The 20819-nt window shown below is 64.8% G+C and carries 20 protein-coding genes; 11 read left to right on the forward strand and 9 right to left on the reverse strand.

Going from position 1 to position 20819, the window contains the following annotated elements; genetic code table 11:
* Positions 1 to 235 precede the first annotated feature (235 nt).
* A complete protein-coding gene (locus tag JJJ17_RS18830; RefSeq protein ID WP_200689236.1) occupies positions 236 to 694 on the reverse strand; it encodes a hypothetical protein in 459 nt (152 codons plus the stop codon).
* A 79-nt stretch (positions 695 to 773) separates the two neighbouring features.
* Positions 774 to 1559 carry an exodeoxyribonuclease III gene (locus JJJ17_RS18835; RefSeq protein ID WP_200689241.1) on the reverse strand — a complete coding sequence of 262 codons (786 nt, stop codon included), beginning with the start codon at positions 1557 to 1559 and terminating at the stop codon, positions 774 to 776.
* 130 nt (positions 1560 to 1689) lie between these two features.
* On the opposite strand from JJJ17_RS18835, the gene JJJ17_RS18840 reads away from it, so the two are divergent.
* Positions 1690 to 2364 carry a nitroreductase gene (locus tag JJJ17_RS18840; protein WP_200689246.1) on the forward strand — a complete coding sequence of 225 codons (675 nt, stop codon included), beginning with the start codon at positions 1690 to 1692 and terminating at the stop codon, positions 2362 to 2364.
* 5 nt (positions 2365 to 2369) lie between these two features.
* Here JJJ17_RS18840 and JJJ17_RS18845 read toward each other — a convergent pair whose 3' ends face one another.
* Genes JJJ17_RS18845 through JJJ17_RS18865 form a run of 5 tightly spaced genes read right to left on the reverse strand, consistent with a single transcriptional unit; the run spans position 2370 to position 6551 of the window.
* Positions 2370 to 3488 (reverse strand): thiolase family protein, encoded by a 1119-nt coding sequence (locus tag JJJ17_RS18845; protein ID WP_200689248.1) that lies wholly within the window; start codon positions 3486 to 3488, stop codon positions 2370 to 2372.
* Positions 3485 to 4648 carry an AMP-binding protein gene (locus JJJ17_RS18850; protein WP_234464204.1) on the reverse strand — a complete coding sequence of 388 codons (1164 nt, stop codon included), beginning with the start codon at positions 4646 to 4648 and terminating at the stop codon, positions 3485 to 3487. Before JJJ17_RS18850 ends, JJJ17_RS18845 begins: the two co-directional genes overlap by 4 nt.
* Positions 4645 to 5220 carry a biotin transporter BioY gene (locus JJJ17_RS18855; RefSeq protein WP_200689254.1) on the reverse strand — a complete coding sequence of 192 codons (576 nt, stop codon included), beginning with the start codon at positions 5218 to 5220 and terminating at the stop codon, positions 4645 to 4647. Before JJJ17_RS18855 ends, JJJ17_RS18850 begins: the two co-directional genes overlap by 4 nt.
* A gap of 13 nt (positions 5221 to 5233) precedes the next feature.
* A complete protein-coding gene (locus JJJ17_RS18860) occupies positions 5234 to 5842 on the reverse strand; it encodes an energy-coupling factor transporter transmembrane component T family protein (RefSeq protein ID WP_200689256.1) in 609 nt (202 codons plus the stop codon).
* On the reverse strand, positions 5817 to 6551 hold the full coding sequence (locus JJJ17_RS18865; protein WP_200689258.1) for an energy-coupling factor ABC transporter ATP-binding protein: 735 nt from the start codon (positions 6549 to 6551) through the stop codon (positions 5817 to 5819). The genes JJJ17_RS18860 and JJJ17_RS18865 overlap by 26 nt, the downstream gene beginning before the upstream one ends.
* A gap of 212 nt (positions 6552 to 6763) precedes the next feature.
* Between JJJ17_RS18865 and otsB the strand changes: the two genes are divergently transcribed.
* Both otsB and JJJ17_RS18875 read left to right on the forward strand, forming a co-directional pair.
* Complete coding sequence (gene otsB / locus JJJ17_RS18870) at positions 6764 to 7501, forward strand: trehalose-phosphatase (protein ID WP_200689260.1); 738 nt, start codon at positions 6764 to 6766, stop codon at positions 7499 to 7501.
* Between the two features lie 13 nt (positions 7502 to 7514).
* On the forward strand, positions 7515 to 8858 hold the full coding sequence (locus JJJ17_RS18875; protein WP_200689261.1) for an alpha,alpha-trehalose-phosphate synthase (UDP-forming): 1344 nt from the start codon (positions 7515 to 7517) through the stop codon (positions 8856 to 8858).
* A gap of 23 nt (positions 8859 to 8881) precedes the next feature.
* On the opposite strand, the gene JJJ17_RS18880 is transcribed toward JJJ17_RS18875, so the two are convergent.
* Positions 8882 to 9346 (reverse strand): hypothetical protein, encoded by a 465-nt coding sequence (locus JJJ17_RS18880; protein WP_234464205.1) that lies wholly within the window; start codon positions 9344 to 9346, stop codon positions 8882 to 8884.
* 228 nt (positions 9347 to 9574) lie between these two features.
* On the opposite strand from JJJ17_RS18880, the gene JJJ17_RS18885 reads away from it, so the two are divergent.
* The 8 genes from JJJ17_RS18885 (at position 9575) to JJJ17_RS18920 (ending at position 19623) form a co-directional block, all read left to right on the forward strand.
* Positions 9575 to 10162, forward strand: a complete 588-nt coding sequence (locus JJJ17_RS18885) for an ANTAR domain-containing response regulator (RefSeq protein WP_200689263.1) — start codon at positions 9575 to 9577, stop codon at positions 10160 to 10162.
* The gene (locus JJJ17_RS18890; RefSeq protein WP_200689264.1) at positions 10153 to 11340 is read left to right on the forward strand and encodes an ABC transporter substrate-binding protein; all 1188 of its coding nucleotides are present in this window, start codon (positions 10153 to 10155) and stop codon (positions 11338 to 11340) included. Before JJJ17_RS18885 ends, JJJ17_RS18890 begins: the two co-directional genes overlap by 10 nt.
* Before the next feature lie 269 nt (positions 11341 to 11609).
* On the forward strand, positions 11610 to 12830 hold the full coding sequence (locus tag JJJ17_RS18895) for an MFS transporter (protein ID WP_200689266.1): 1221 nt from the start codon (positions 11610 to 11612) through the stop codon (positions 12828 to 12830).
* Positions 12831 to 12842: 12 nt separating this feature from the next.
* Positions 12843 to 15281, forward strand: a complete 2439-nt coding sequence (gene nirB / locus JJJ17_RS18900; protein ID WP_200689267.1) for a nitrite reductase large subunit NirB — start codon at positions 12843 to 12845, stop codon at positions 15279 to 15281.
* Positions 15278 to 15613, forward strand: coding sequence for a nitrite reductase small subunit NirD (gene nirD, locus JJJ17_RS18905; RefSeq protein WP_200689269.1), 336 nt, complete (start codon positions 15278 to 15280; stop codon positions 15611 to 15613). The genes nirB and nirD overlap by 4 nt, the downstream gene beginning before the upstream one ends.
* Positions 15614 to 15625: 12 nt before the next feature.
* Positions 15626 to 16090 (forward strand): cyanase, encoded by a 465-nt coding sequence (cynS, locus tag JJJ17_RS18910; RefSeq protein ID WP_200689271.1) that lies wholly within the window; start codon positions 15626 to 15628, stop codon positions 16088 to 16090.
* Between the two features lie 59 nt (positions 16091 to 16149).
* Positions 16150 to 16998 carry a formate/nitrite transporter family protein gene (locus JJJ17_RS18915; protein WP_200689272.1) on the forward strand — a complete coding sequence of 283 codons (849 nt, stop codon included), beginning with the start codon at positions 16150 to 16152 and terminating at the stop codon, positions 16996 to 16998.
* A 6-nt stretch (positions 16999 to 17004) separates the two neighbouring features.
* Positions 17005 to 19623, forward strand: a complete 2619-nt coding sequence (locus tag JJJ17_RS18920; protein WP_200689274.1) for a nitrate reductase — start codon at positions 17005 to 17007, stop codon at positions 19621 to 19623.
* Here JJJ17_RS18920 and JJJ17_RS18925 read toward each other — a convergent pair.
* Positions 19589 to 20809, reverse strand: a complete 1221-nt coding sequence (locus JJJ17_RS18925; protein ID WP_200689276.1) for an MFS transporter — start codon at positions 20807 to 20809, stop codon at positions 19589 to 19591. The two genes, JJJ17_RS18920 and JJJ17_RS18925, sit on opposite strands and share 35 nt — an antisense overlap.
* Positions 20810 to 20819: the final 10 nt, after the last annotated feature.

The raw sequence follows: 20819 nt of genomic DNA on the forward strand, positions 1-20819 counted from the left end.
AGAGTGGCAAGGTGTTGCCGCGCAATATGGGGCGTCAGCGGCTTGAACGAAAGAGGGGGATCGCAGGCAAGCCGCGCAACAGGTTGCGAGCGTTGCAATCGGTATTTGTGCAACGAAGAAACGGCGGGGGCGAAACGGGCCAGCAAATGCTGACGAAAGGGCAGCACAGGGCGTGCACCGCAGAGGCACAGGATGTGCACAGGGCGTACACAGCTTGCGCACGGTCGGTGTTGCGTCAGCGTGGGCGCTCGGATTCGATGTCGGCGATGAGGCCAAGGGTCATGCCGTTGAATTCTTCCCCGCCCTGATGGTTGACGACGCACATTTCGCCCGCGATGCGGTCGAGGAAGGCAGTGCTGCGTTCCTCGCTTTCGGGCATGGCGACGCCGCCCCAGTTGAAGAAATAGAGGGCGCTGTCGCTCCACGGGGTATCGACCGAGATCGAGGACGCGCAGAAGAACGAGACACAGAAGCGTTCATCGACGCGGGTTGCGCCTTCCGGCGTCGTGTAGCGGTCGCGAATGCCGGGGCCTTCGGTGCTGTTGAACTCGGACCGTTCGGGCAGGCTCCAGTCCATCAGCGTCACCGTTTGCATGAAGTCGAAGGCGGCATCGGGGCCGCATTCGGCCCAGGCGAAGCCGGGGCAAAGCGACAGTGTGGCGGCGAGCAGGCGGGCGGAAGCAGTGATCGGCATGGGCGCGGGGTCCGTTGCGGCTGATGCCTCATAGTGCCCCCGGCAGGCCCATCACCGCAAGCCAGTCACCGCAAGCCGGTCAAAGATCGAAGGTCGCCAGAACCGGGGCGTGATCGCTGGGCTGTTGCCAGCCACGAACGTCGCGCAGGATACGGCTGCCATGCGCCGCGTTCGAGATGTCGGGCGTGGCCCAGATATGGTCCAGTCGGCGGCCCTTGTCGGCGGCGTTCCAGTCGGGGGAACGATAGCTCCACCACGAATAAAGCAGCCCCTCGGGGATGTCCTGACGGGTCACGTCCACCCATTTTCCGGCATCCTGCGCGGCCAGCAGATGTTCCACCTCGATCGGGGTGTGGCTGACAATCTTCAGCAATTGTTTGTGCGACCAGACATCATCCTCGCGCGGGGCGATGTTCAGATCGCCGACGAGGATCGAGCGTTGCGGATTGTCGGCATGGAAAACGTCGCGCATCTCGGACACGAAATCCAGCTTCTGCCCGAATTTCACGTTCAGTTCGCGGTCGGGAATATCGCCGCCCGCGGGGACATACATATTGTGGATGGTCACGCCGTTTTCCAGCCGCGCGGCGACGTGGCGCGCATGGCCCAGTTTCGCGTAATCGCGGTCGCCTGCATCCTCGATGGGAAGGCGCGACAGGATGGCGACGCCGTTATAGCCCTTTTGCCCGCGTGCCACGATCCAGTTGTAGCCAAGCTCCTGGAACATGGTCAGCGGGATTTTCTCGACCGGGGATTTGCATTCCTGAAGGCAGAGGATGTCGGGCGCCTCTTCGCGCAGCAGGCGGGCGACAAGACCTTCGCGCAGGCGGACCGAGTTGATGTTCCAGGTGGCGAGTGTGAACATGGGCAGGCTCCTTTGCGGCGGACCCTAAGGGTTGCGCGCTGGCGTGTCGAGGTCGGCTGCCGGGTTGACCCTGCGGGGCGCATTCGACAGGTTGCACGGGCTGCTGTGATCCGATTTTGAAGGCGGGGCCATGTCCGAGGATCTTGACGGGTTGATGCGCAACAGGCGCTCGATCAGGGCGTTTCTGGATCGTCCGGTCGCGCGTGACGTGGTCGAGGATATCTGCCGCCTTGCCCGCACCGCGCCCAGCGGGGCGAACCTGCAGCCCGGCAGTTTTCACGTTCTGGCGGGTGCCCCACTTGGCGATCTGGTCGCCGCGCTGCACCACGCGATTGATACGGGCGAGCCGCAGGTCTCTGAATATTCCTATTTCCCCGACCCGATGCCCGCCGATCTGAAGGCGCGGCAGCGGGCGGCGGGCTATGCGCTTTACGCCGCCCTTGGGATCGAGCGGCGCGATCTTGACGGGCGGCGGCGGCAGTTCCGGCGCAATTATGCCTTCTTCGATGCGCCGGTCGGTGTGGTGGTCACCATTCGTCGGGACATGGGCAAGGGCTGTTTCATGGATCTGGGGATGAGCCTGATGGGCTTTCTGCTGGCGGCAGAGGCGCGCGGGTTGGGCGCGACCGGGATCGGGGCGCTGGCGAATTACGGGCCGGTCGTACATCGGCATCTGGGTCTGCCGGACGAGGAGATGGTGGTGTGCGGGATCGCCCTTGGCTGGCCCGATCTGGACGCGCCTGAAAACCGGGTGCGGACCGAGCGCGAGGATTTGCCGGTCTTTGCCAGCTTTCGCGGGTTCTGAACGGGTCAGCCGATCCGTTCCATGACGACGGCGGTGCCCAATCCTCCGGCGGCGGCGATGGCGGCAAGGCCGGTCTGGCCGGGCGATTCCAGTTCCCGTGCCAGCCGGACCAGGTTGATCGCACCAGACGCGCCAATCGGGTGTCCGCGCGCCAAGGCTCCGCCGCCCGGATTGATCCTGTCCGCTGGCAAGTCGGTCATGCGGGCGCAGGCGATGGCCTGAGCGGCGAAAGCCTCCATCATCTCAATCGCGTGCAGGCGGTCAGGCGTCAGGCCGGTCGCGGCCAGCGTTTCGCGGATCGCGGCGACCGGGGCGATGCCCGGCAGGCTTGGATCGTCGCCAAGGGTCATGCCTGAAAGGATACGCCAATGGGGCGTGCTAAGCCGTTTCGCGATGCGTTCCGACACCAGCAGGCAGAAGGCGGCGGCATCGGCGGCGACGGCGGTATTGGCCTTGGTCACCGTGCCCGAAAGCACCGGGGCGCGTGCGGCAAGGCGCTGTGTCAGCGGGCGAGTAAAGGGATCGGCGGCGACGCCGTTAATCACCGTGATCTCATCGTGCAGCCGTGTAACGGCGGCTTGGGCGCGCGCGTGGCTGGTAACGGCCCAGTCGTCCTGGTCCTGACGGGAGATGTTCATCTCGCGGGCGATCCGATCCGCCGCGTCGGGCATCAGCGGGTCTTGTTCAGGAGACGGGGCGAAGGGTGGCTGGTCATAAGGGATGGCCGGACCACCCTCGGGGTCGGTGCGCAGGCGCATCGGGCGGCGGGAATAGCTTTCCGCGCCCCCCGCGATGACCACTTCACAGCGGCCTGCGCGGATCAGCGCGTCGGCCAGAAGCACCGCGTCCATGCCGCTGCAGCACTGCCTGTCGATTGTCAGCCCGCCGACCAGCTTCGGCAGGCCCGCCTGCAACGCCGCCAGCCGCGCCGGGTTACCGCCTGCGCCAAGGGCGTTGCCAAGGATAAGCTCGTCCACCTCCCATGCGGCGATGCCGGTCTGGGCAAGAAGCGTCGAGATGACCGGGGCGGCGAGTTGGTGGATCTCCAGCCTGTCAAAGGCACCATGACGCGGCACAACGGCGCTGCGGAGGGTGCCGACGATGACCGCGCCGCCGCCGGTCATCCCTCGGTTCGGACCAGCAAGGCCAGTGCCGCCAGATCGGGCTTGTCCGAAGCAAGCACCGGCAGGCGCGGCAGAAACATCACCCGGCGCGGGGCGGCGTGATCGCCCAGACGGTCGCGGCAGGCACGGCGCAGACGGGCGGCAAGCTCATCATCGGCAGGGCCTTCGACAACGGCGATGACGGCATTGCCGCGGGCCGGGTCCGGCACGGCAATCGCGGCGCAAAGGCCGGCACCTGCATCGCGCATGGTTGCCTCGACATCCTCAAGGAACAGGTTGCGGTCGGCGACGGTGATCATGCGGTTCTCGCGCCCGCTGAGAAAAAGGTTGCCGGAACTGTCGAGCCTGCCGATATCGCCGGTGCCAAGATGGGCCTCGTCGCGCGGCAGGTCAGGCAGATCCGGTTCGGCATAGCCGTCGAAAAGATAGGGGCTGGCAACGTGAATACGACCACTGTCGTCCAGTTTTACATTGACGCCCGGATAGGGCCGACCGACCGAACCGGCAGGCGTCCGTGAATCGGCAAGGGTGATGAAGCTGGTCTCGGACGCGCCGTAAAATTCGCGGATTTCGGCATTGGGGCAAAGCGCGGCAATGCCGTCGCGGCAGGCATCGTCCAGCTTGCCCCCGCCGCAGATGATATGCGCCACATCGGGCAGCCCGCCCGATCCCGCGGCCAGTTGCAGCCGCCAGAGCTGCGAGGGCGTGGCATAGATGACGCTGACCCGGGTATCGCCCAGTTGCTGCATCTGCGCCTGCGGATTGTCCCCGGCCAGAACCACCAGACCCGCGCCAAGATGAGCGGCCTCCATCGTCGCGTAAAGCGACAGCGAATGGCCAAGCTGGCCCAGAATGCCGTAGCGGTCCCAGGACGAGACGCCCAGAAGCACCCGGTTCACCTCGAAACTGGCGATCCACGAGGCGTGGCGGCGGCGGATCGTCTTGACGCGACCGCCCGAGCCGGAGCTTTGACAATAGATCATCGGCGCAGGAATGTCGTCTGCCGGGCGGATGCCGGACAGACTGGCGTGAACCGGCAACCGCCGCTCGAGGCAATCGAGAAGCGTGGCAATCGCCGCCGCGTTCTGCCCCCGCTGCCCCGCCGCGATCAGCAGATCGGGACGGGCGGGGGCGAACCATTCCTGGCCTTTCGCGCTCAAAGCCGTGCGTTGCCGTTGCTGGCGGGCAGGCGCAGCCATTCCAGCGTCTGCGGGCGCACCTTCGCCAGCGCCTGCACCAGCATCCCGGCGATCCCGGCCTTCAGCAGGTCACCCGGTATGAAGGCCGCGACCAGCGCGAAAGCCTCGATCAGGGTTTTCCCGGCGACATAGGCCAGCCCGGTCGCGCCGAGCAGATAAAGCACCAGAATGCCGCCGACCACCGCACCCAGACCCGCCGTCAGACCGGGCGAGCGCAGGCGGACATGTTCGACGAAAAGGCCGGTGACGAAGGCGGCGATCGGGTAGCCTACGACAAAGCCCACCGTCGGCGAGGCGAAGACGCCCAGACCGCCGCGACCGCCCGCCAGAAGCGGCAGGCCAAGCGCGACCAGCAGCACGAACAGCCCGACGGCAGCAAAGCCGCGACGCGAGCCAAGCACCGCCCCCGCCAGCATGACGCCAAGCGATTGCGCGGTGATCGGCACGCCAAAGGTCAGCGTGATCGGCGGCACCAGCCCAAGCGCCGCGATCATGGCGGCAAAGAGAGCGATCTGAGCGATATTCCGTTCCATGAAGATACTCCTGTCAGTTCGGTCCAAGCGGGCCGCCGCGCGCGCGCAACGCCTCGCCTACATGATCGGCGTCGTCCAGTGCCTGCAGCATCAGCGGCAGGATCAATCGCCAGCCCGGTCGCTGCCGGGCACGGGCACGCCATGCCTCGGCCAGCGTGGCCGCGCGGGCGACCAGAACCGGGGTAAAGCGGATGACCAGCGGAATCGCGGTCTCCAGCAGATGGGTCGGCAGGCCAAGTCTGCGCAACGGCGTCGTCAGCCAGTGGATCAGGTCGATCAGATCCTCCAGCGGCGTGGTCATGGTCACCAGATTGGCAAGCGCGACCAGCGTGACCATCCGCAAGGTGATGACCAGACCGGCCATCAGATCGCCGATAATCGCGTGCCAGAGCAGCAAAATCACCACGATGGGCAGCACCGCCCTGAGACTGCGCAGCCCGGCGCGCAGAAAGACCGGACCCGGCATCGCATAAAGCACCAGTGTCAGCGCCAATGCCGCCAGATGCACCGCCGGGTTTGCGGTCAGAAACAGCCCAGTCGAGGCAAGGCAAAGCCCGCCCAGCTTCAGCCCCGCCGACCAGTCATGAGCGCGTGTCCTAACGGGCGAGGTCAGCGATATCATCAAGCTCTCCCAGCCGGTCCATCTCGGCGGTAAAATCGCGCAGAACCTCAGCCGCTGTGCCCTGCTGGACTATCGTGCCACGATCCAGCCAGAAAAGCTGGTCATAATCCGCAAGATCAGCCGGATCATGCGAGATATGCAGCAAGCGTGTATCGGCGCGGTGCAGATGCCGGGACAGCTGGCGGCGCGTCGGGATGTCCAGCCCGGCATAGGGTTCATCAAGGATCAGAAGGCGCGGCCCCATGGCCAGCACCGACATCATGCAGACCAGATGTTTCTGCCCCTGCGACAGCGCGGTGACCGGCGCGTCCTTCCAGTGAAGCTTGTCGAAAGAGGTCAGGATCGCCTCGGTCCGCTGTGACGCCTGCGCCTTGTCCAACCCCTGCTGACGCAGACCGAACGAGATTTCCTCTGCCACGCGGGGAAAGATGATCTGATGATCGGGGTTCTGGAACAGGATGCCGATGGTCTTCAACGCGGCACGGCGGTCGCGATAGGGATCGTGCCCCGCCACGCTGATATGCCCCGAACTTGGCGCAATCAGCCCCGCCAGAAGCCGCGCCAGCGTGCTTTTGCCCGACCCGTTCCGTCCGACGACGCCGATCCGACGAGCCGAGGATTGCAGCGTCAGACCGGACAGGACCGCGCGTCCGCCAGCCTCATAACCAAGGTCGTCCAGACGGATGGTGAGGTCTCCGGTTTCAGACATCCATCATTCCCGCGAATCCAGTCCGTTTGATTGCCGCTGTCAGCCACGTCTTCAAGCACAGAAGCCCTGCCAAAAAAACCCTCTGCTTGCCTTCCAATGCCGTTCCGGGTGACGTTTCGGAATGCAATTGCGGCTACAGGCATTGAACCTCTCGTAGTTCCGGGGGTTGGATGGGTATTGTCCGCCAAAGACGTTAGAAGAAAGAGACCTCCGTGATCCCTGCCCAGCTTCCCGCCAATGTCGCCCTGCTTCTGGATTTCGACGGCACGCTTGTCGATATCGCCGCGCGCCCCGATCTGGCCGTCGTCGCCCCCGCTTTGACAGAGCGTCTGCACCGCCTCTATCAGCGGACCGATGGCGCGCTGGCGCTGATTTCGGGCCGCCATGTGTCCAGCCTGCGGCATTTCCTGCCGGATTTCCCGGGCGTGATCGCGGGTAGCCACGGGGCCGAACTGTCGCTGGATGCCCAGACGCTTGAAACGTTCCACGGTCTCGACATCGACCCCGCCGCCCTGTCGCAGGAAGCGAAAGAGCTTGCCGCCCCACATCCGTCGATCCTGATCGAGGACAAGCCGTTGGGCGTGGCGATGCATTACCGCGCCGATCCTTCGCTGCAATCTTTTGTCGAAGAGGCGATGCAGACGATGCTGGCCCGTCATCCCGGTATGGCGTTGCAGCCCGCCAAGATGGCGCTGGAACTGCATCCGGCGGGTTTCGGCAAGGATGGTGCCGTCGCGCGGGTGATGTCTCTGCCCGCCTTTGCCGGACGGGTGCCGGTCTATGCGGGCGACGATCTGATGGATGAACCCGCCATGGCCGAGGTGCAGAAACGCGGCGGTTTCGGCATCAAGATCGGGCCGGGCGACAGTATCGCGCGCTATCGGATGGATGATCCGGTTGCGCTGGCGGCGTGGCTGGATGCGTGGCTGGCCGCCTCGGTCGCGGGCTGAGGGGATCGCAACCATGTCCAGGCTCGTCGTCGTCTCGAACCGTCTGCCACTGGGCGACAACCCCTCTGGCGGGCTTGTCGTGGCGCTGCAAGACGCGCTGCGACAGTCGGGCGGGCTGTGGATCGGCTTTTCGGGCGAGCATGAGGGTATGACCTCGACCCAGCTTGTCTTTCACGAGGGCGCTGCCTTCCAGCGCGCGGCCTTTGACCTCAGCCCCGAGGATTACGACAGCTATTATCTGGGTTTCTCCAATTCGGTGCTGTGGCCGGCGCTGCATGGCCGGACCGATCTGATGCGGATCGTGCCGGAATATCTGGAAGGCTATCGCCGGGTGAATGCCCATATTGCCGATCTGATGATCCCGCATCTGCGCGAGGATGACCGGATCTGGGTGCAGGATTATCAACTCTTCCCGCTGGCATCCGAACTGCGCAAGCGCAGCGTCACTTGCCGGATCGGGTTCTTCCTGCATATCCCCTTCCCCGGCCCCGCCGAATGTGCGGCGCTGCCCAATCCGACCGAACTGCTGGACTGGGTGTCCGAATACGATCTGGTCGGGTTTCAGGCAGAACGCGACCGGCTGAACTTCATGGAAAGCGCCCGTCAGCTTGGCGATATCGAGCAGGTCGAGGGGGATGTGATCCGCCTATCGGGCCGGACATTGCAGGCACGGGTCTTTCCAATCGGCATCGATACCGCCTCTTTCATGACCGAGGCGCGCAATGCCCGCGAGGAAGACCGTATGCGCAGCCTGACCGGCGCGCAGATGATGATCGGCGTTGACCGGCTTGATTATTCCAAAGGCATCCCGCAGCGATTTCGTGCGTTTCAGCTTTTGCTAGAGAACAACCCCGATCTGCTGGAAAAGGTCGCCTTCCTGCAAATCGCGCCGCCCACGCGCAAGGCGGTTTCGGCCTATCGCGACATCCGCGAAGAGACCGAGCATCTGGCGGGCCGCATCAATGGCGAATTCGCGACGGTAAACTGGACCCCGATCCGCTATATCCACCGCCCGATCCCCCGGCACGAGCTTGCGGGCCTGTATCGGCAGGCGCGGATCGGGCTGGTGACGCCGCTGGCCGACGGAATGAACCTTGTCGCCAAGGAATATGTGGCGGCGCAGGACGTGTCAGATCCGGGCGTGCTGATCCTGTCGCGTTTCGCAGGCGCGGCAGAAACCATGCAAGAGGCTCTGATCATCAACCCGCATGACCCTTGGGAACTGGCCGAAGCGATGGCGCAGGCGATCCAGATGAGCGCGAATGAACGCCGCCGCCGCCACTCGGCCCTGCTGCGCGACGTGGTCGAGCATGACGTGAACTGGTGGTCGTCGGAATATCTGGCGGCGCTTGGCTGAACGCGGCTGGGCGGCGGGTGAGGTCAGAACGTCTCGACGATCAGGCGCGCTGAACAGGTCTTGCCGTCATAGGTGCCGATCCAGACATCATAGATGCCTTCGCTGGGCCGGGTCAGCCGGATCTGGGGGTCGATATTGCCGGCGTCGTCATCGTCGTAATACCAGTTCGCATCGCCGGTATTGATGACCAGCACCGCATCGCATTCGCTTTCGACCCGAAACTCCAGTTGATAGCCGCTCAGCTTGTTGATCGTGAAGGTGAAATCCGGGGCCTGGGTGACATAGCCGTCGCCGGTATCGGACAGAAAGCGGATGCCGCAGGATGACAGGCGCGAGCTTCCGCCCGCCGCGACCGGAAAGCCAATCGCCTGATAGGCCTGTTGCCCTGAAAAGCTGTATTCGGTGCCGTAAAGCCTGTAGTCAGGGCAGGCCATCGCGGCAGGCGCGCCAAATAGCAGCGCTCCGACGAACCAGATCGACAATTTCATGATAGTCTCCGACTGAACCAGACAGTCTGAAATTATCACGAACACGTTATTTCGAAAAGGATTCTTCCGTTAATCCGAACTGCGGATGCCGACCGCTTTCCGGTCACATATTGGCAGGATCGCGACTGCCCGGTTTTCGTGCAGAACCACTTAAAATGCTGCGCTTGGCGGCGCTTGGGCACCCAAAATGTTGAAACGGCCCCGGCCTGCTGCCATCACCGCAATGCCATGCCGAAAAAACTGCTCATCGTCGTCGTCGAACCGGACCCGGATCGTGCCCAGCCCATCGCCGATGGCCTGCTGGCGGCGGGCGATCACGACATCCGCATCATCGCGGAACAATCGGGCCTTGCCCGGCAGGTGGCCGATCTGCGCCCGGATGTAGTGCTGATCGACATCGCCAACCCGTCCCGCGACATTCTTGAGGAACTAGCACTTGCCTCGGAACCGTCCGAGCGGCCGGTCGCGATGTTCGTGGACCGGACTGACGAGCAACTGACGCGCTCGGCAATCGAGGCGGGGATCTCGGCCTATGTGGTGGACGGGCTGCGACCGGAGCGGATCAAGCCGATCCTCGACGCGGCGATTGCGCGGTTTCACATGTTTCAGCGGATGCGGACCGAACTGGCCGCCACCCGCGCCGCGCTGGAAGAGCGCAAGATCATCGACCGGGCCAAGGCGGTGCTGATGAAGGCGCGCGGCATCGATGAAGAGGCGGCCTATGCGCTGCTGCGCAAGACCGCGATGGATCAGGGCAAACGGCTGCCCGATATTGCCCAGCAACTGGTGATGGCGGCGGGGCTGCTATGCCGATAAACCGCCTGCGCCTTGGCTATCTGCCGCTGATCGACGCCGCGCCGCTGATCGTCGCGCACGAGATGGGGTTTGCGGCCGAGGAAGGGCTGGATCTCGATCTGATCCGTCTAAGCGCCTGGGCGCAAAGTCGCGACATGCTGGGCGCGGGTATGATCGACGCGGCGCATATGCTGGTGCCGATGCCAATCGGGCAGGCGCTTGGCCTTGGGCCACGACTGCCTGCCTTCGATCTGGTCATGTTCCTGTCCCAAGGCGGGCAGGCCGTCGTGGTCAACACCCGGATCGAGGAAAACCTGCGTGAGATCGGCCACGGCTTCGACTTCGCCGATGCCCGCGCGGCGGGACTGGCGCTGCGGCGCGCAGTTCCCGGCGGGTTGCGGGTCGGTGTGCCTTTCCACTTTTCGACGCAGTATGAGCTGATCAGCCACTGGCTGACCGCCTGCGGCTTCACGCCCGACCAGCTTGACCTGATCACCGTGCCGCCGCCGATGATGGCGCGGGCCATGGCGGCGGGCGAGGTCGATGCCTTCTGCGTCGGCGAGCCGTGGTGTTCCTTCGCGGTCGAACGCGGCATCGCGGCGCTGCTTTTGCCGGGCCGCGCGATCTGGGCCGCCCCGCCCGAAAAGGGGCTGGTCCTGCGCCGCGACCTGACCGAGGCGCGCCCCGACGAAACCGGCGCGCTGATGCGGGCGATGTGGCGGGCCGGACAATGGCTGGACCAGCCCGAACATCGCGGCACCGCCGCCGAGATCCTGTCGCGCGGGGAATATCTGGATCTGCCCTCGGAACTGGCCGAGCGCGGGCTGACGGGCAGGATGCTGATCTCATCCAGTGGCGAGTTACGACGCGCGCCCGGCTTCATTGCCTTCAACAACGGCGCGGCCAGCTTTCCGTGGAAAAGCATCGCCGCGCTGATCGCCAGTCGGATCGCCGAACGGCGGGGGCTGGAGCCGCTTGCCGCCATGCAAATGGCAATGGGGCATTTCCGCACCGATCTTTATCGCAAGCACCTGCGCCCGGCAGGCGCGCCGCTGCCCGGTGCGTCCTCGCGGATCGAAGGCGCATTGGCCGAGGATCGGGTCGTCCCCGCCGAGAAAGGCCAGATGATCCTGCGCGCCGACAGCTTCTTCGACGGCTTCACCTTCGAGCCGCCAAACCCCGATTCGTCCGCAGACTGATCAGAATTCAGGCAATCCGCCCATCTCTTTTGCGCTCGCAGCATAAATCGCGCTGCGATTGCCGCAGGCGCAGCATGCACGGTTGAGCGTTCTGCGGCTTTGGATGAAATGAACCCAAGGCCCGGCGCAATGGCGTGCCACTGGCCCGCTCGCAACGATGCGGCATCCTTCCCGAAAGCGCATTCCGCGGCCTGACCGCTTCCCTTTCACGGGCCGCATTCCCGCGCTTTCCGACAGCCAACGCATTTGCCAACGCCATCGGAGCCACCATGCCCGCATCGTCGCAACTTCCCGAAACAGGAACGCCCAATCGCGCGCTGAGCCTGTCCACCTTCGCCTTTACCGTCTGTTTCGCCGTCTGGACAATTTTCTCGATCATCGGGATTCAGATCAAGGAACAGCTTTCCCTGACCGACACGCAATTCGGCCTGCTGGTCGGCATGCCGATCCTGACCGGATCGCTGGTCCGCATCGTCCTTGGCATCGCCACCGACCGGCTGGGCGGACGCACCGTCTATACAATCACCATGCTGGCCGCCGCGCTGGCGACGTTCCTGCTGGGCTGGGCTACGACCTATCCGCAGATGTTGCTGGCCGCACTTGGCGTCGGGCTTGCGGGCGGGTCTTTCGCGGTTGGCGTCGCCTATGTCTCGCGCTTCTTCCCGGCCGACCGGCAGGGCACCGCGCTTGGCATCTTCGGCGTCGGCAATGTCGGCGCGGCGGTGACGAAGTTTCTGGCCCCCTTCGCGATGATCGCGCTTGGCTGGCAGGCCACGGCGCAGATCTGGGCGGCCGCGCTGGCGCTGACGGCGATCCTGTTCTGGCTCTTCAGCAAGGACGATCCGGTGACTGCCGCCCGCCGTGGCACCAAAGCGCCCCTTCGCAGCCTGAAGGCAGAGTTCGAGCCGCTGAAGAACCAGCAGGTCTGGCGCTTCTCGGCCTATTATTTCTTCAGCTTCGGGGCGTTCGTCGCACTGGCGCTGTGGCTGCCGCATTACCTGATCGGGGTTTACGGCTTCGACGTGAAGACGGCGGGCATGATCGGCGCAGCCTATTCGATCCCCGCCTCGATCTTTCGCGCCTATGGCGGGCACCTATCCGACCGGATCGGCGCGCGGACGGTGATGTATGCGACCTTCGCGATCTCACTGATCGCGACCGCGATCCTGTCGATCCCGGCGGGCGTGCCGGTTGCAGTCTTCCTGCTGGCGATCTTCGTTCTGGGCTTCTTCATGAGCCTCGGCAAAGCCGCCGTCTATAAGCACATCCCCAGCTATTACCCCCAGAATGTCGGCGCGGTCGGCGGGCTGGTGGGCATGATCGGCGGGCTGGGCGGCTTTGTCCTGCCGCTGCTGTTCGGCTGGCTGAAGGACGAGACCGGCCTCTGGTCCACCTGCTTCATGGTGCTGTTCGTCCTTGTTGCCGCCTGCCTTGGCTGGATGCACGTCTCGATCCGCAACCGTCGCCCCTCGACCCTGCAAGCCGTCTGAAAGGAGCCAGCAATGAAACGCAAACTTGTCGTCATCGGGGCAGGCATGGCCTCGGGCCGGATGCTGGAGCATCTGCTGGACGCCAATCCCGACGCCTGGGACGTTACCCTGTTCAACGGCGAGCCGCGCGGGAACTATAACCGGCTGATGCTGTCGCCGGTCCTGTCGGGCGAAAAGACCTATGAGGAGATCGTCACCCACGATGCCGACTGGTATCGGGCGCGCGGGATCGACTGTCGCTTCGGCGAGCCGGTGGTGAAGATCGACCGCAAGAACCGCACGGTCTCTTCCAATCTCGGCGGTGCGCCCTATGACGCGCTGGTCATTGCCACGGGCTCGGCCCCCTTCATCATCCCGGTTCCGGGGAAAGAGCTTCCGGGCGTCGTCACTTATCGCGACCTTGAGGATACCCACGCCATGATCGAGGCGGGCGTGGCTGGCAAGGATGCCGTTGTCATCGGCGGCGGTCTTCTGGGGCTGGAAGCGGCGGCGGGGATGGCGGCGCGCGGTGCGCGCGTGACGGTGATCCATCTGAACGGCCACCTGATGGAGCGTCAGCTTGACCCCGCTGCCGGGTATCTGTTGCAGAAGGATCTGGAGGCGAGGGGGATCCGCGTCCATTGCAACGGCGCGACCAAGGCGATCCTTGGTCACGACCGGGCAGAGGCGGTGCTGTTGGAGGACGGCACCGTCTATCCTGCCGATCTGGTCTGCATGGCGGTGGGCATCCGCCCGGAAACCCGCCTTGCCAATGACACCCATCTGGAGGTCGAACGCGGCATCGTCGTCGATGACGCCATGCGCACCAGCGATCCGCATATCTTCGCCCTTGGCGAATGCGTCGAACATCGCAAGCAATTGTTCGGCCTCGTCGCGCCGCTTTACGATCAGGCGAAGGTGCTGGCCAAGACGCTGGCCGAGGAAGAGGCCGAGTTCCGCCCGGTCCAGACCGCCACCAAGCTGAAGGTCACCGGCTGCGATCTGTTCAGCGCGGGCGACTTCGCCGAGGGCGAGGGCCGCGAAGACATCGTCTTCCGCGATCCCGGTCGCGGCATCTACAAAAGGCTGGTCCTTCAGGACAACCGCATCATCGGCGTCGTCATGTATGGCGAGACCGGCGACGGCAACTGGTTCTACGGGCTGATGAAGGACGGCACCGATATCGAAGAGATGCGCGAGACGCTGATCTTCGGCCCGGCCTTTCAGGGAGGGTCCAAGCTGGACCCTATGGCGGCCGTTGCAGCCTTGCCGCCTGAGGCGGAAATCTGTGGTTGCAACGGCGTCTGCAAGGGCACCATCGTCAAGGCGGTTCAGGGGGGTGCGACCACTCTGGACGCGGTCCGCGCCTGCACCAAGGCATCAGGTTCCTGCGGCACCTGCACCGGGTTGGTGGAACAGGTGATGAAATTCACGCTGGGCGACAGCTTCACCGCCGCCGCGCCCGCCGGCATGTGCAAATGCACCGATCACAGCCACGAGGACGTGCGCCGGTTGATCAAGTCGATGGGCCTCAAATCGATCCCCGCCGTGATGCAGGAGCTTGGCTGGAAAACCGTCGGCGGCTGCCATTCCTGCCGCCCGGCGCTGAACTTCTACCTGCTGGCCGAATGGCCGCTGGACTATCGCGACGACCGCCAGTCGCGCTTCGTCAATGAACGCAACCACGCCAATATCCAGAAGGACGGCACCTATTCGGTGGTGCCGCGCATGTGGGGCGGCGTCACCACCCCGGCAGAGCTGCGCGCCATCGCCGATGCCGCCGACAAATACAACGTGCCGATGGTGAAGGTGACGGGCGGCCAGCGCATCGACCTGCTGGGCGTCCGCAAGGAAGACCTGCCGCATATGTGGGCCGATCTGAACGCCGCCGGGCTGGTCTCTGGTCACGCCTATTCCAAGGGGTTGCGCACCGTGAAAACCTGCGTCGGCAGCGAATTCTGCCGCTTCGGCACGCAGGATTCGACGGGTCTGGGCATCCGGCTGGAGAAACTGCTGTGGGGGTCATGGACACCGCACAAGGTCAAGCTGGGCGTCTCGGGTTGCCCAAGGAACTGCGCCGAGGCGACCTGCAAGGATGTCGGCGTCGTCTGCGTGGATTCTGGCTACAATATCAGCGTCGCAGGCGCGGCGGGGATGGAGTTGAAGGAAACCGAACACCTCGCCTCGACCCCGGACGAGGATGAGGCGGTCGAGATCATCACCGCCTTCGTCCAGCTTTACCGCGAACAGGCGAAATATCTGGACCGCCCCTATAAATGGGTCGCCAAGGTCGGGCTGGACTGGGTCAAAGCGCAGGTGGTCGAGGATATCGACAACCGCCGCGCGCTGGTGGCGCGGTTCGATCTTAGCCAGTCGGTCTATCGCCGCGATCCCTGGGCCGATCTTTCCACCCCGACCGAAACGCCCAAATGGGGCCCCCTTGCCGATCTTACGCTGGAGGCTGCGGAATGACCGTTTTCGTCGATATCGGACCGCTTGACGCAATCCCGCAACAGGGTGCGCGGGTGGTCAAGACCGCCCAAGGCTGCGTCGCCGTCTTCCGCACCGCCGATGACCGCGTCTTCGCGCTTGAGGATCGCTGCCCGCACAAGGGCGGCCCGCTGTCCGAGGGCATCGTCCACGGCACCTCGGTCACCTGCCCGCTGCATAACTGGGTCTTCGACATGAACAGCGGCACGGCGCAAGGCGCCGATGAAGGGCTGGTCCGGACTTTCGCCACCAAGGTTCAGCAGGGTCGCGTCCTGATCGACGCCACCCTGATCCGCCGCAGCAACGCCGCCTGACAGGAGAAGCAGATGAACAAGATGACCATCGATGAACTGACCCGCGACGACCTGACCGCGATGATCCTGCGCGCCAAAAAGCGGGCGGGACTTGGCTGGCAACAGATCGCGGACGATATCGGCATGTCGCCGGTCTGGCTGCATTCCGCGGCAACCGGCATGAACGCCTTCCCCGAGGACAAGGCCCGCGCCTTCGCCGATCTTCTGGGCCTGCCCGACAGTGCCGTCGATCTTCTGACCGAAAGCCCGCTGAAGGTTTGGGATCAGACGGTGCCGACCGATCCCTGCCTCTACCGCCTTTACGAGATGATCGGCGTCTATGGCCCGACCATCAAGGCCCTGATCAACGAGAAATTCGGCAATGGCATCATGTCGGCCATCGACTTCTCGATGGACCTTGACCGAGAGCCGAACCCGAAAGGCGACCGCGTGCGGCTGACCATCTCGGGCAAATATCTGGCCTATTCGAACTGGTAATCCCCCACCCCCCCAAAGGCCCCGGCCACAGGGGCGATCCGCAACAGGAAGGCAATCCGATGTCATATGTCCCTCCACAGGACTTTGCGAAGAAGATGATCGACGCCGGTGAGGCCAAGGTCTTCATGTCCACCAAGGATACGCTGATCCGCGCCTATATGGCGGGCGCGATCCTTGCGCTGGCGGCGGCCTTTGCCGTCACCGTCACCGTCAATACCGGCAACCCGCTGATCGGGGCGCTGCTGTTCCCGGTGGGCTTCTGCCTGCTTTACCTTCTGGGCTTCGACCTGCTGACGGGTGTGTTCACGCTGGTCCCGCTGGCGCTGCTGGACAAGCGGCGGGGCGTCACCCTGAAGGGCATGCTGCGCAATTGGGGCCTTGTCTTCTGCGGCAATTTCGCCGGAGCGTTTACCGTGGCGCTGTTCATGGCGATCATCGTGACCTTCGGCTGGTCCGAGGACCCGAACGCGGTGGGCCAGCAGATCGGCCATATCGGCGAGGGGCGGACGCTTGGCTATGCCGCCCACGGCGCGGCGGGGATGCTGACGTTGTTCATCCGCGCGGTCATGTGCAACTGGATGGTCTCGACCGGGGTGGTGGCGGCGATGATGTCCACCAGCGTCTCGGGCAAGATCATGGCGATGTGGATGCCGATCCTGATCTTCTTCTATATGGGGTTCGAACATTCCATCGTGAACATGTTCCTGTTCCCGGCAGGCCTGCTGTTGGGCGGCAATTTCACCATCATGGACTACATGATCTGGAACGAGATTCCCACGGTCGTTGGCAATCTGGTCGGCGGGCTGACCTTTGTTGGCGCGATGATCTACGCCACCCATCACAAGACCTCGCCCGAACTGCCGCGTGACGCCGAACCCGCGCAACCCGCAGCCGTCCCGGCCGAGTAACCTGCCATGAACATGCAAGCCCCCACCCGCCCGATCCGCACCACCTGCCCCTATTGCGGCGTTGGTTGCGGGGTGCTTGCAACCCCCTTGGCCGGGGGCGGACTGGTGATCGAGGGTGACCCCGACCACCCCGCCAATTTCGGCAGGCTCTGCGTCAAGGGCTCGGCCCTGGGCGAAACCGTCGGGCTGAAGGGGCGCCTGCTGACCCCCCGGATCGACGGTCGCGAGGCCGGATGGGATGAGGCACTGGACCTGATCGCCCGCCGCTTCAGCGAAACCATCGCCCGGCACGGCCCGGATTCGGTGGCTTTCTATGTCTCGGGACAACTGCTGACCGAAGATTACTATGTCGCCAACAAACTGATGAAGGGCTTTATCGGCAGCGCCAATATCGACACCAATTCGCGGCTTTGCATGGCCTCGTCGGTGGCTGGTCACCGCCGCGCTTTCGGCTCTGACACCGTGCCGGGACTGTATGAAGATCTGGAGCAGGCCGATTGCGTGGTCCTTGTCGGCTCCAACCTCGCATGGTGCCACCCGGTTCTTTATCAGCGCCTTGCCGCTGCCCGAGAGACGCGCGGCACCAAGGTCATCGTCATCGACCCGCGCCGCACCGCGACCTGCGACATCGCCGATCTACATCTGGCGCTTGCGCCGGGGTCTGACGCGGCGCTGTTCAACCTGCTGCTGGCCGAGATCGACCGCCGGGGCCTGATCGATCCCGCTTTTGCCGCGAACCTTGACGGCCTGTCCGAAGCTCTGACGGCGGCGCGCGCCACCCTGCCGTCCTCGACCGGGCTGATGCACAGCGAATTGCAGCGATTCCTGCAGCTTTGGACCAGCAGCGAGAAGGTGGTGACGGTCTATTCGCAGGGCATCAACCAATCCGACAGCGGCACCGACAAGGTGAACGCGATCCTCAACTGCCACCTTGCCACGGGCCGGATCGGTCGCCCCGGCATGGGTCCGTTCAGCGTCACCGGCCAGCCGAACGCCATGGGCGGGCGCGAGGTCGGCGGGCTGGCGAACATGCTGGCCTGTCATCTGGAGATCGAAAACCCCGCCCATCGCGACGCCGTGCAAGGCTTTTGGGCCGCGCCGCGCATGGCCTCGAAACCCGGCCTGAAGGCGGTCGATATGTTCCGCGCGGTCGAGGATGGCCGCATCAAGGCGCTGTGGATCATCTGCACCAACCCCGCCGTATCGATGCCCGAGGCCGACCGGGTCGCCCGCGCCATCGCTGGCTGCGATTTCGTCGCCGTCTCGGATATGTTCGGCGATACCGACACGGCGCGGCTGGCCCATGTCGTGCTGCCCGCGACCGGCTGGGCGGAAAAGGATGGCACCGTCACCAATTCCGAACGCCGCATCAGCCGCCAGCGCCGGACGCTTGCCGCCCCCGGACAGGCCCGCGACGACTGGCGCATTCTGGCAGAAGTCGGCAGCCGTATGGGCTGGTCTGACGCCTTCGCATGGAGTTCTGCCGCTGAAATCTTCGCGGAACATGCGGCATTGTCGGGCGTGGCCGGGGCGCTTGGCAGCGATTTCGACATCTCGGATTACGCGGGTATCACGGCGCAGGATTATGACCGGCTGCAACCCTTTCTGTGGCCGCAATCGGCCACGCGCAAAGGTGGTCGCTTCTTCGCCGATGGCCGCTTCCACCATCCGAACGGCAAGGGCCGCATGATCGCGGTGGCACCAATGCCGCCGCAGCCGCTGAGCCGGGAATATCCGTTTCGCCTGAATACCGGCCGCGTCCGCGACCATTGGCATACGATGACCCGCACCGGCCTGTCGCCGCGCCTGTCCCGGCATCTGGCCGAGCCCTATCTGGAGCTTCACCCCGAGGACGCAGCCGCCCTGTCACTTGCCCCCGCCTCGCTGGCACAGGTGGACAGCCCGTATGGTCGCGCGATTCTGCGCGTATTGGTGACCGACCGGGTCGCGAGGGGGCATCCTTTCGCGCCGATCCACTGGACCGGGCAGACCGCCCCTTCCGGTCGCGTGGGCGCCTTGATCGATCCGACCATCGACCCGGTTTCGGGTCAGCCCGCCTCGAAATCGACCGCTGTGGTGATCCGGCCCTTTGCGGCGGCGTGGTATGGATTTGCCGTCTCAACGCGCGATATCGCGCCCGACTGCGACTACTGGGCACGGGCCGCCTTGCCGACGGGCTATCAGGCCGAACTTGCCGGATGCCAGACGCCGCAGGACTGGATCGGCGAGGCAAAACGCCTGTTCGGACTCTGCTCCGACCCGCTTCTGGTTCAGGATCGCCAACGCGGACTGACCCGGCTGGCCTTTGTCGAGGAAGGCCAGTTGCGGGCCGCGCTGTTCATATCACCCGATCCGGTGGCTTTGTCGCGCAGCCATCTGGCCTCGGCGCTTGGCGGGGATTGTCTGTCCGGCGTGCTGGCGGGCCGACCCGGTCAGGACCAGCCCGACGAAGGCGCGCTGGTCTGTGCCTGCTTCGGCGTCGGTATCAATACGATCCTGAAGGCGGTGACGACACAGGGGCTGATCTCGGTCGAGGCGATCGGCGAGGCATTAAGGGCCGGCACGAATTGCGGCTCGTGCCGGCCCGAGATCAAATCGCTGATCCGGGCGCATCTACCCGCCTGACGCGAGAGATGATCGTCAGCGCGGCGATTGCCAGAATGATGCCGCTGATCAGAAAGACACCGCGCGGACCGCTGAGCTCCAAGGCGACACCGCCAAGACCGGCGCCCATGGCAATGGCAAAGTTGATGGCGGCGACGATCAGACTGCCGCCCGCCTCGGCCTCGTCCGGGATGGTGCGGGTGATCCATGTGGACCACGATACCGGCACCCCCGCAAAGACCAGCCCCCATAGCGCGATCATCACCGCATCCATCGCCGTCACCCCGCCGAACGCGGAAAGCAGCAGCGCCAGCACCGCCATGACCAGCGGCATCAGCAGCATCGCGAACCACAGCGACCGCTCGATCAGATAGGCGATCAGATAGGTGCCGACGAAATTGGCGAAACCGAAGGCGAACAGGATCGCCGTCACACCATCGACGCCCAGGCCAGTCACATTCTCAAGGAAGGGCCGGATATAGGTGAAGAAGGTGAAATGCCCTGCAAAGACCAGCAGCACCGCGATCATGCCGATGCCCATGCCGGGGCGGCGCAGCACCTCGACCAGCACGCCGGGACGACCGCTGCCCTGCGCAGGCAGTGACGGTAGCGTCAGAAGCTGCACCAGCAACGCCGCAACGCCCAGCCCGGTCGCCGCCAGAAACACCCCGCGCCAGCCGATCATCGCGCCCAGATAGCTGCCGACCGGCACGGCAAAGACCGTCGCCGCCGACACCCCCATGAACATGATCGCCAATGCGCGCGGGATCGACGCCTCGGGCACCAGCCGCATGACGGTGGCGACGGACAGGCTCCAGAACCCGCCAAGTGCGATGCCCATCAGGATGCGGCCCAGCAAAAGCATGGTCAGCCCCGGCGCCGCCGCGACGATCAGGTTCGAGACGATCAGCAACAGCGACAGCCCCATCAACACGATGCGCCGGTCGATGCCCCGCGCAAGGGTCGAGATGAACAGGCTGGTGAACAGCGCCACGAAGGCCGTCGCGGTGACCGCCTGCCCCGCCGCGCCCTTGCTGATCTGCAGCCCCTCGGCCAGCGGGGTCAGCAGGCTGGCGGGCAGGAACTCGGCGGTGACAAGGGCGAATACGCCCAGCGACATCGACAGAACCGCCCCCCAAGCAGGTTGGTCAGGCGTGGCGATCGGGGCGGAAAGCGCCATATCAGGCGGCGTCGAGATGTCTGTCATGATGAAATCC

This window comes from Paracoccus caeni, from assembly GCF_016629665.1.
Taxonomy (GTDB): Bacteria; Pseudomonadota; Alphaproteobacteria; order Rhodobacterales; family Rhodobacteraceae; genus Paracoccus; species Paracoccus caeni.

Excerpts from the sequence above, each read along its gene's own strand:
- JJJ17_RS18830 (WP_200689236.1), bottom strand. The coding sequence starts at position 694 with ATGCCGATCACTGCTTCCGCCCGCCTGCTCGCCGCCACACTGTCGCTT.
- JJJ17_RS18835 (WP_200689241.1), bottom strand. The coding sequence starts at position 1,559 with ATGTTCACACTCGCCACCTGGAACATCAACTCGGTCCGCCTGCGCGAA.
- JJJ17_RS18840 (WP_200689246.1), top strand. The coding sequence starts at position 1,690 with ATGTCCGAGGATCTTGACGGGTTGATGCGCAACAGGCGCTCGATCAGG.
- JJJ17_RS18845 (WP_200689248.1), bottom strand. The coding sequence starts at position 3,488 with ATGACCGGCGGCGGCGCGGTCATCGTCGGCACCCTCCGCAGCGCCGTT.
- JJJ17_RS18855 (WP_200689254.1), bottom strand. The coding sequence starts at position 5,220 with ATGGAACGGAATATCGCTCAGATCGCTCTCTTTGCCGCCATGATCGCG.
- JJJ17_RS18860 (WP_200689256.1), bottom strand. The coding sequence starts at position 5,842 with ATGATATCGCTGACCTCGCCCGTTAGGACACGCGCTCATGACTGGTCG.
- JJJ17_RS18865 (WP_200689258.1), bottom strand. The coding sequence starts at position 6,551 with ATGTCTGAAACCGGAGACCTCACCATCCGTCTGGACGACCTTGGTTAT.
- JJJ17_RS18875 (WP_200689261.1), top strand. The coding sequence starts at position 7,515 with ATGTCCAGGCTCGTCGTCGTCTCGAACCGTCTGCCACTGGGCGACAAC.
- JJJ17_RS18880 (WP_234464205.1), bottom strand. The coding sequence starts at position 9,346 with ATGAAATTGTCGATCTGGTTCGTCGGAGCGCTGCTATTTGGCGCGCCT.
- JJJ17_RS18885 (WP_200689263.1), top strand. The coding sequence starts at position 9,575 with ATGCCGAAAAAACTGCTCATCGTCGTCGTCGAACCGGACCCGGATCGT.
- JJJ17_RS18890 (WP_200689264.1), top strand. The coding sequence starts at position 10,153 with ATGCCGATAAACCGCCTGCGCCTTGGCTATCTGCCGCTGATCGACGCC.
- JJJ17_RS18895 (WP_200689266.1), top strand. The coding sequence starts at position 11,610 with ATGCCCGCATCGTCGCAACTTCCCGAAACAGGAACGCCCAATCGCGCG.
- nirB (WP_200689267.1), top strand. The coding sequence starts at position 12,843 with ATGAAACGCAAACTTGTCGTCATCGGGGCAGGCATGGCCTCGGGCCGG.
- nirD (WP_200689269.1), top strand. The coding sequence starts at position 15,278 with ATGACCGTTTTCGTCGATATCGGACCGCTTGACGCAATCCCGCAACAG.
- cynS (WP_200689271.1), top strand. The coding sequence starts at position 15,626 with ATGAACAAGATGACCATCGATGAACTGACCCGCGACGACCTGACCGCG.
- JJJ17_RS18915 (WP_200689272.1), top strand. The coding sequence starts at position 16,150 with ATGTCATATGTCCCTCCACAGGACTTTGCGAAGAAGATGATCGACGCC.
- JJJ17_RS18920 (WP_200689274.1), top strand. The coding sequence starts at position 17,005 with ATGAACATGCAAGCCCCCACCCGCCCGATCCGCACCACCTGCCCCTAT.
- JJJ17_RS18925 (WP_200689276.1), bottom strand. The coding sequence starts at position 20,809 with ATGACAGACATCTCGACGCCGCCTGATATGGCGCTTTCCGCCCCGATC.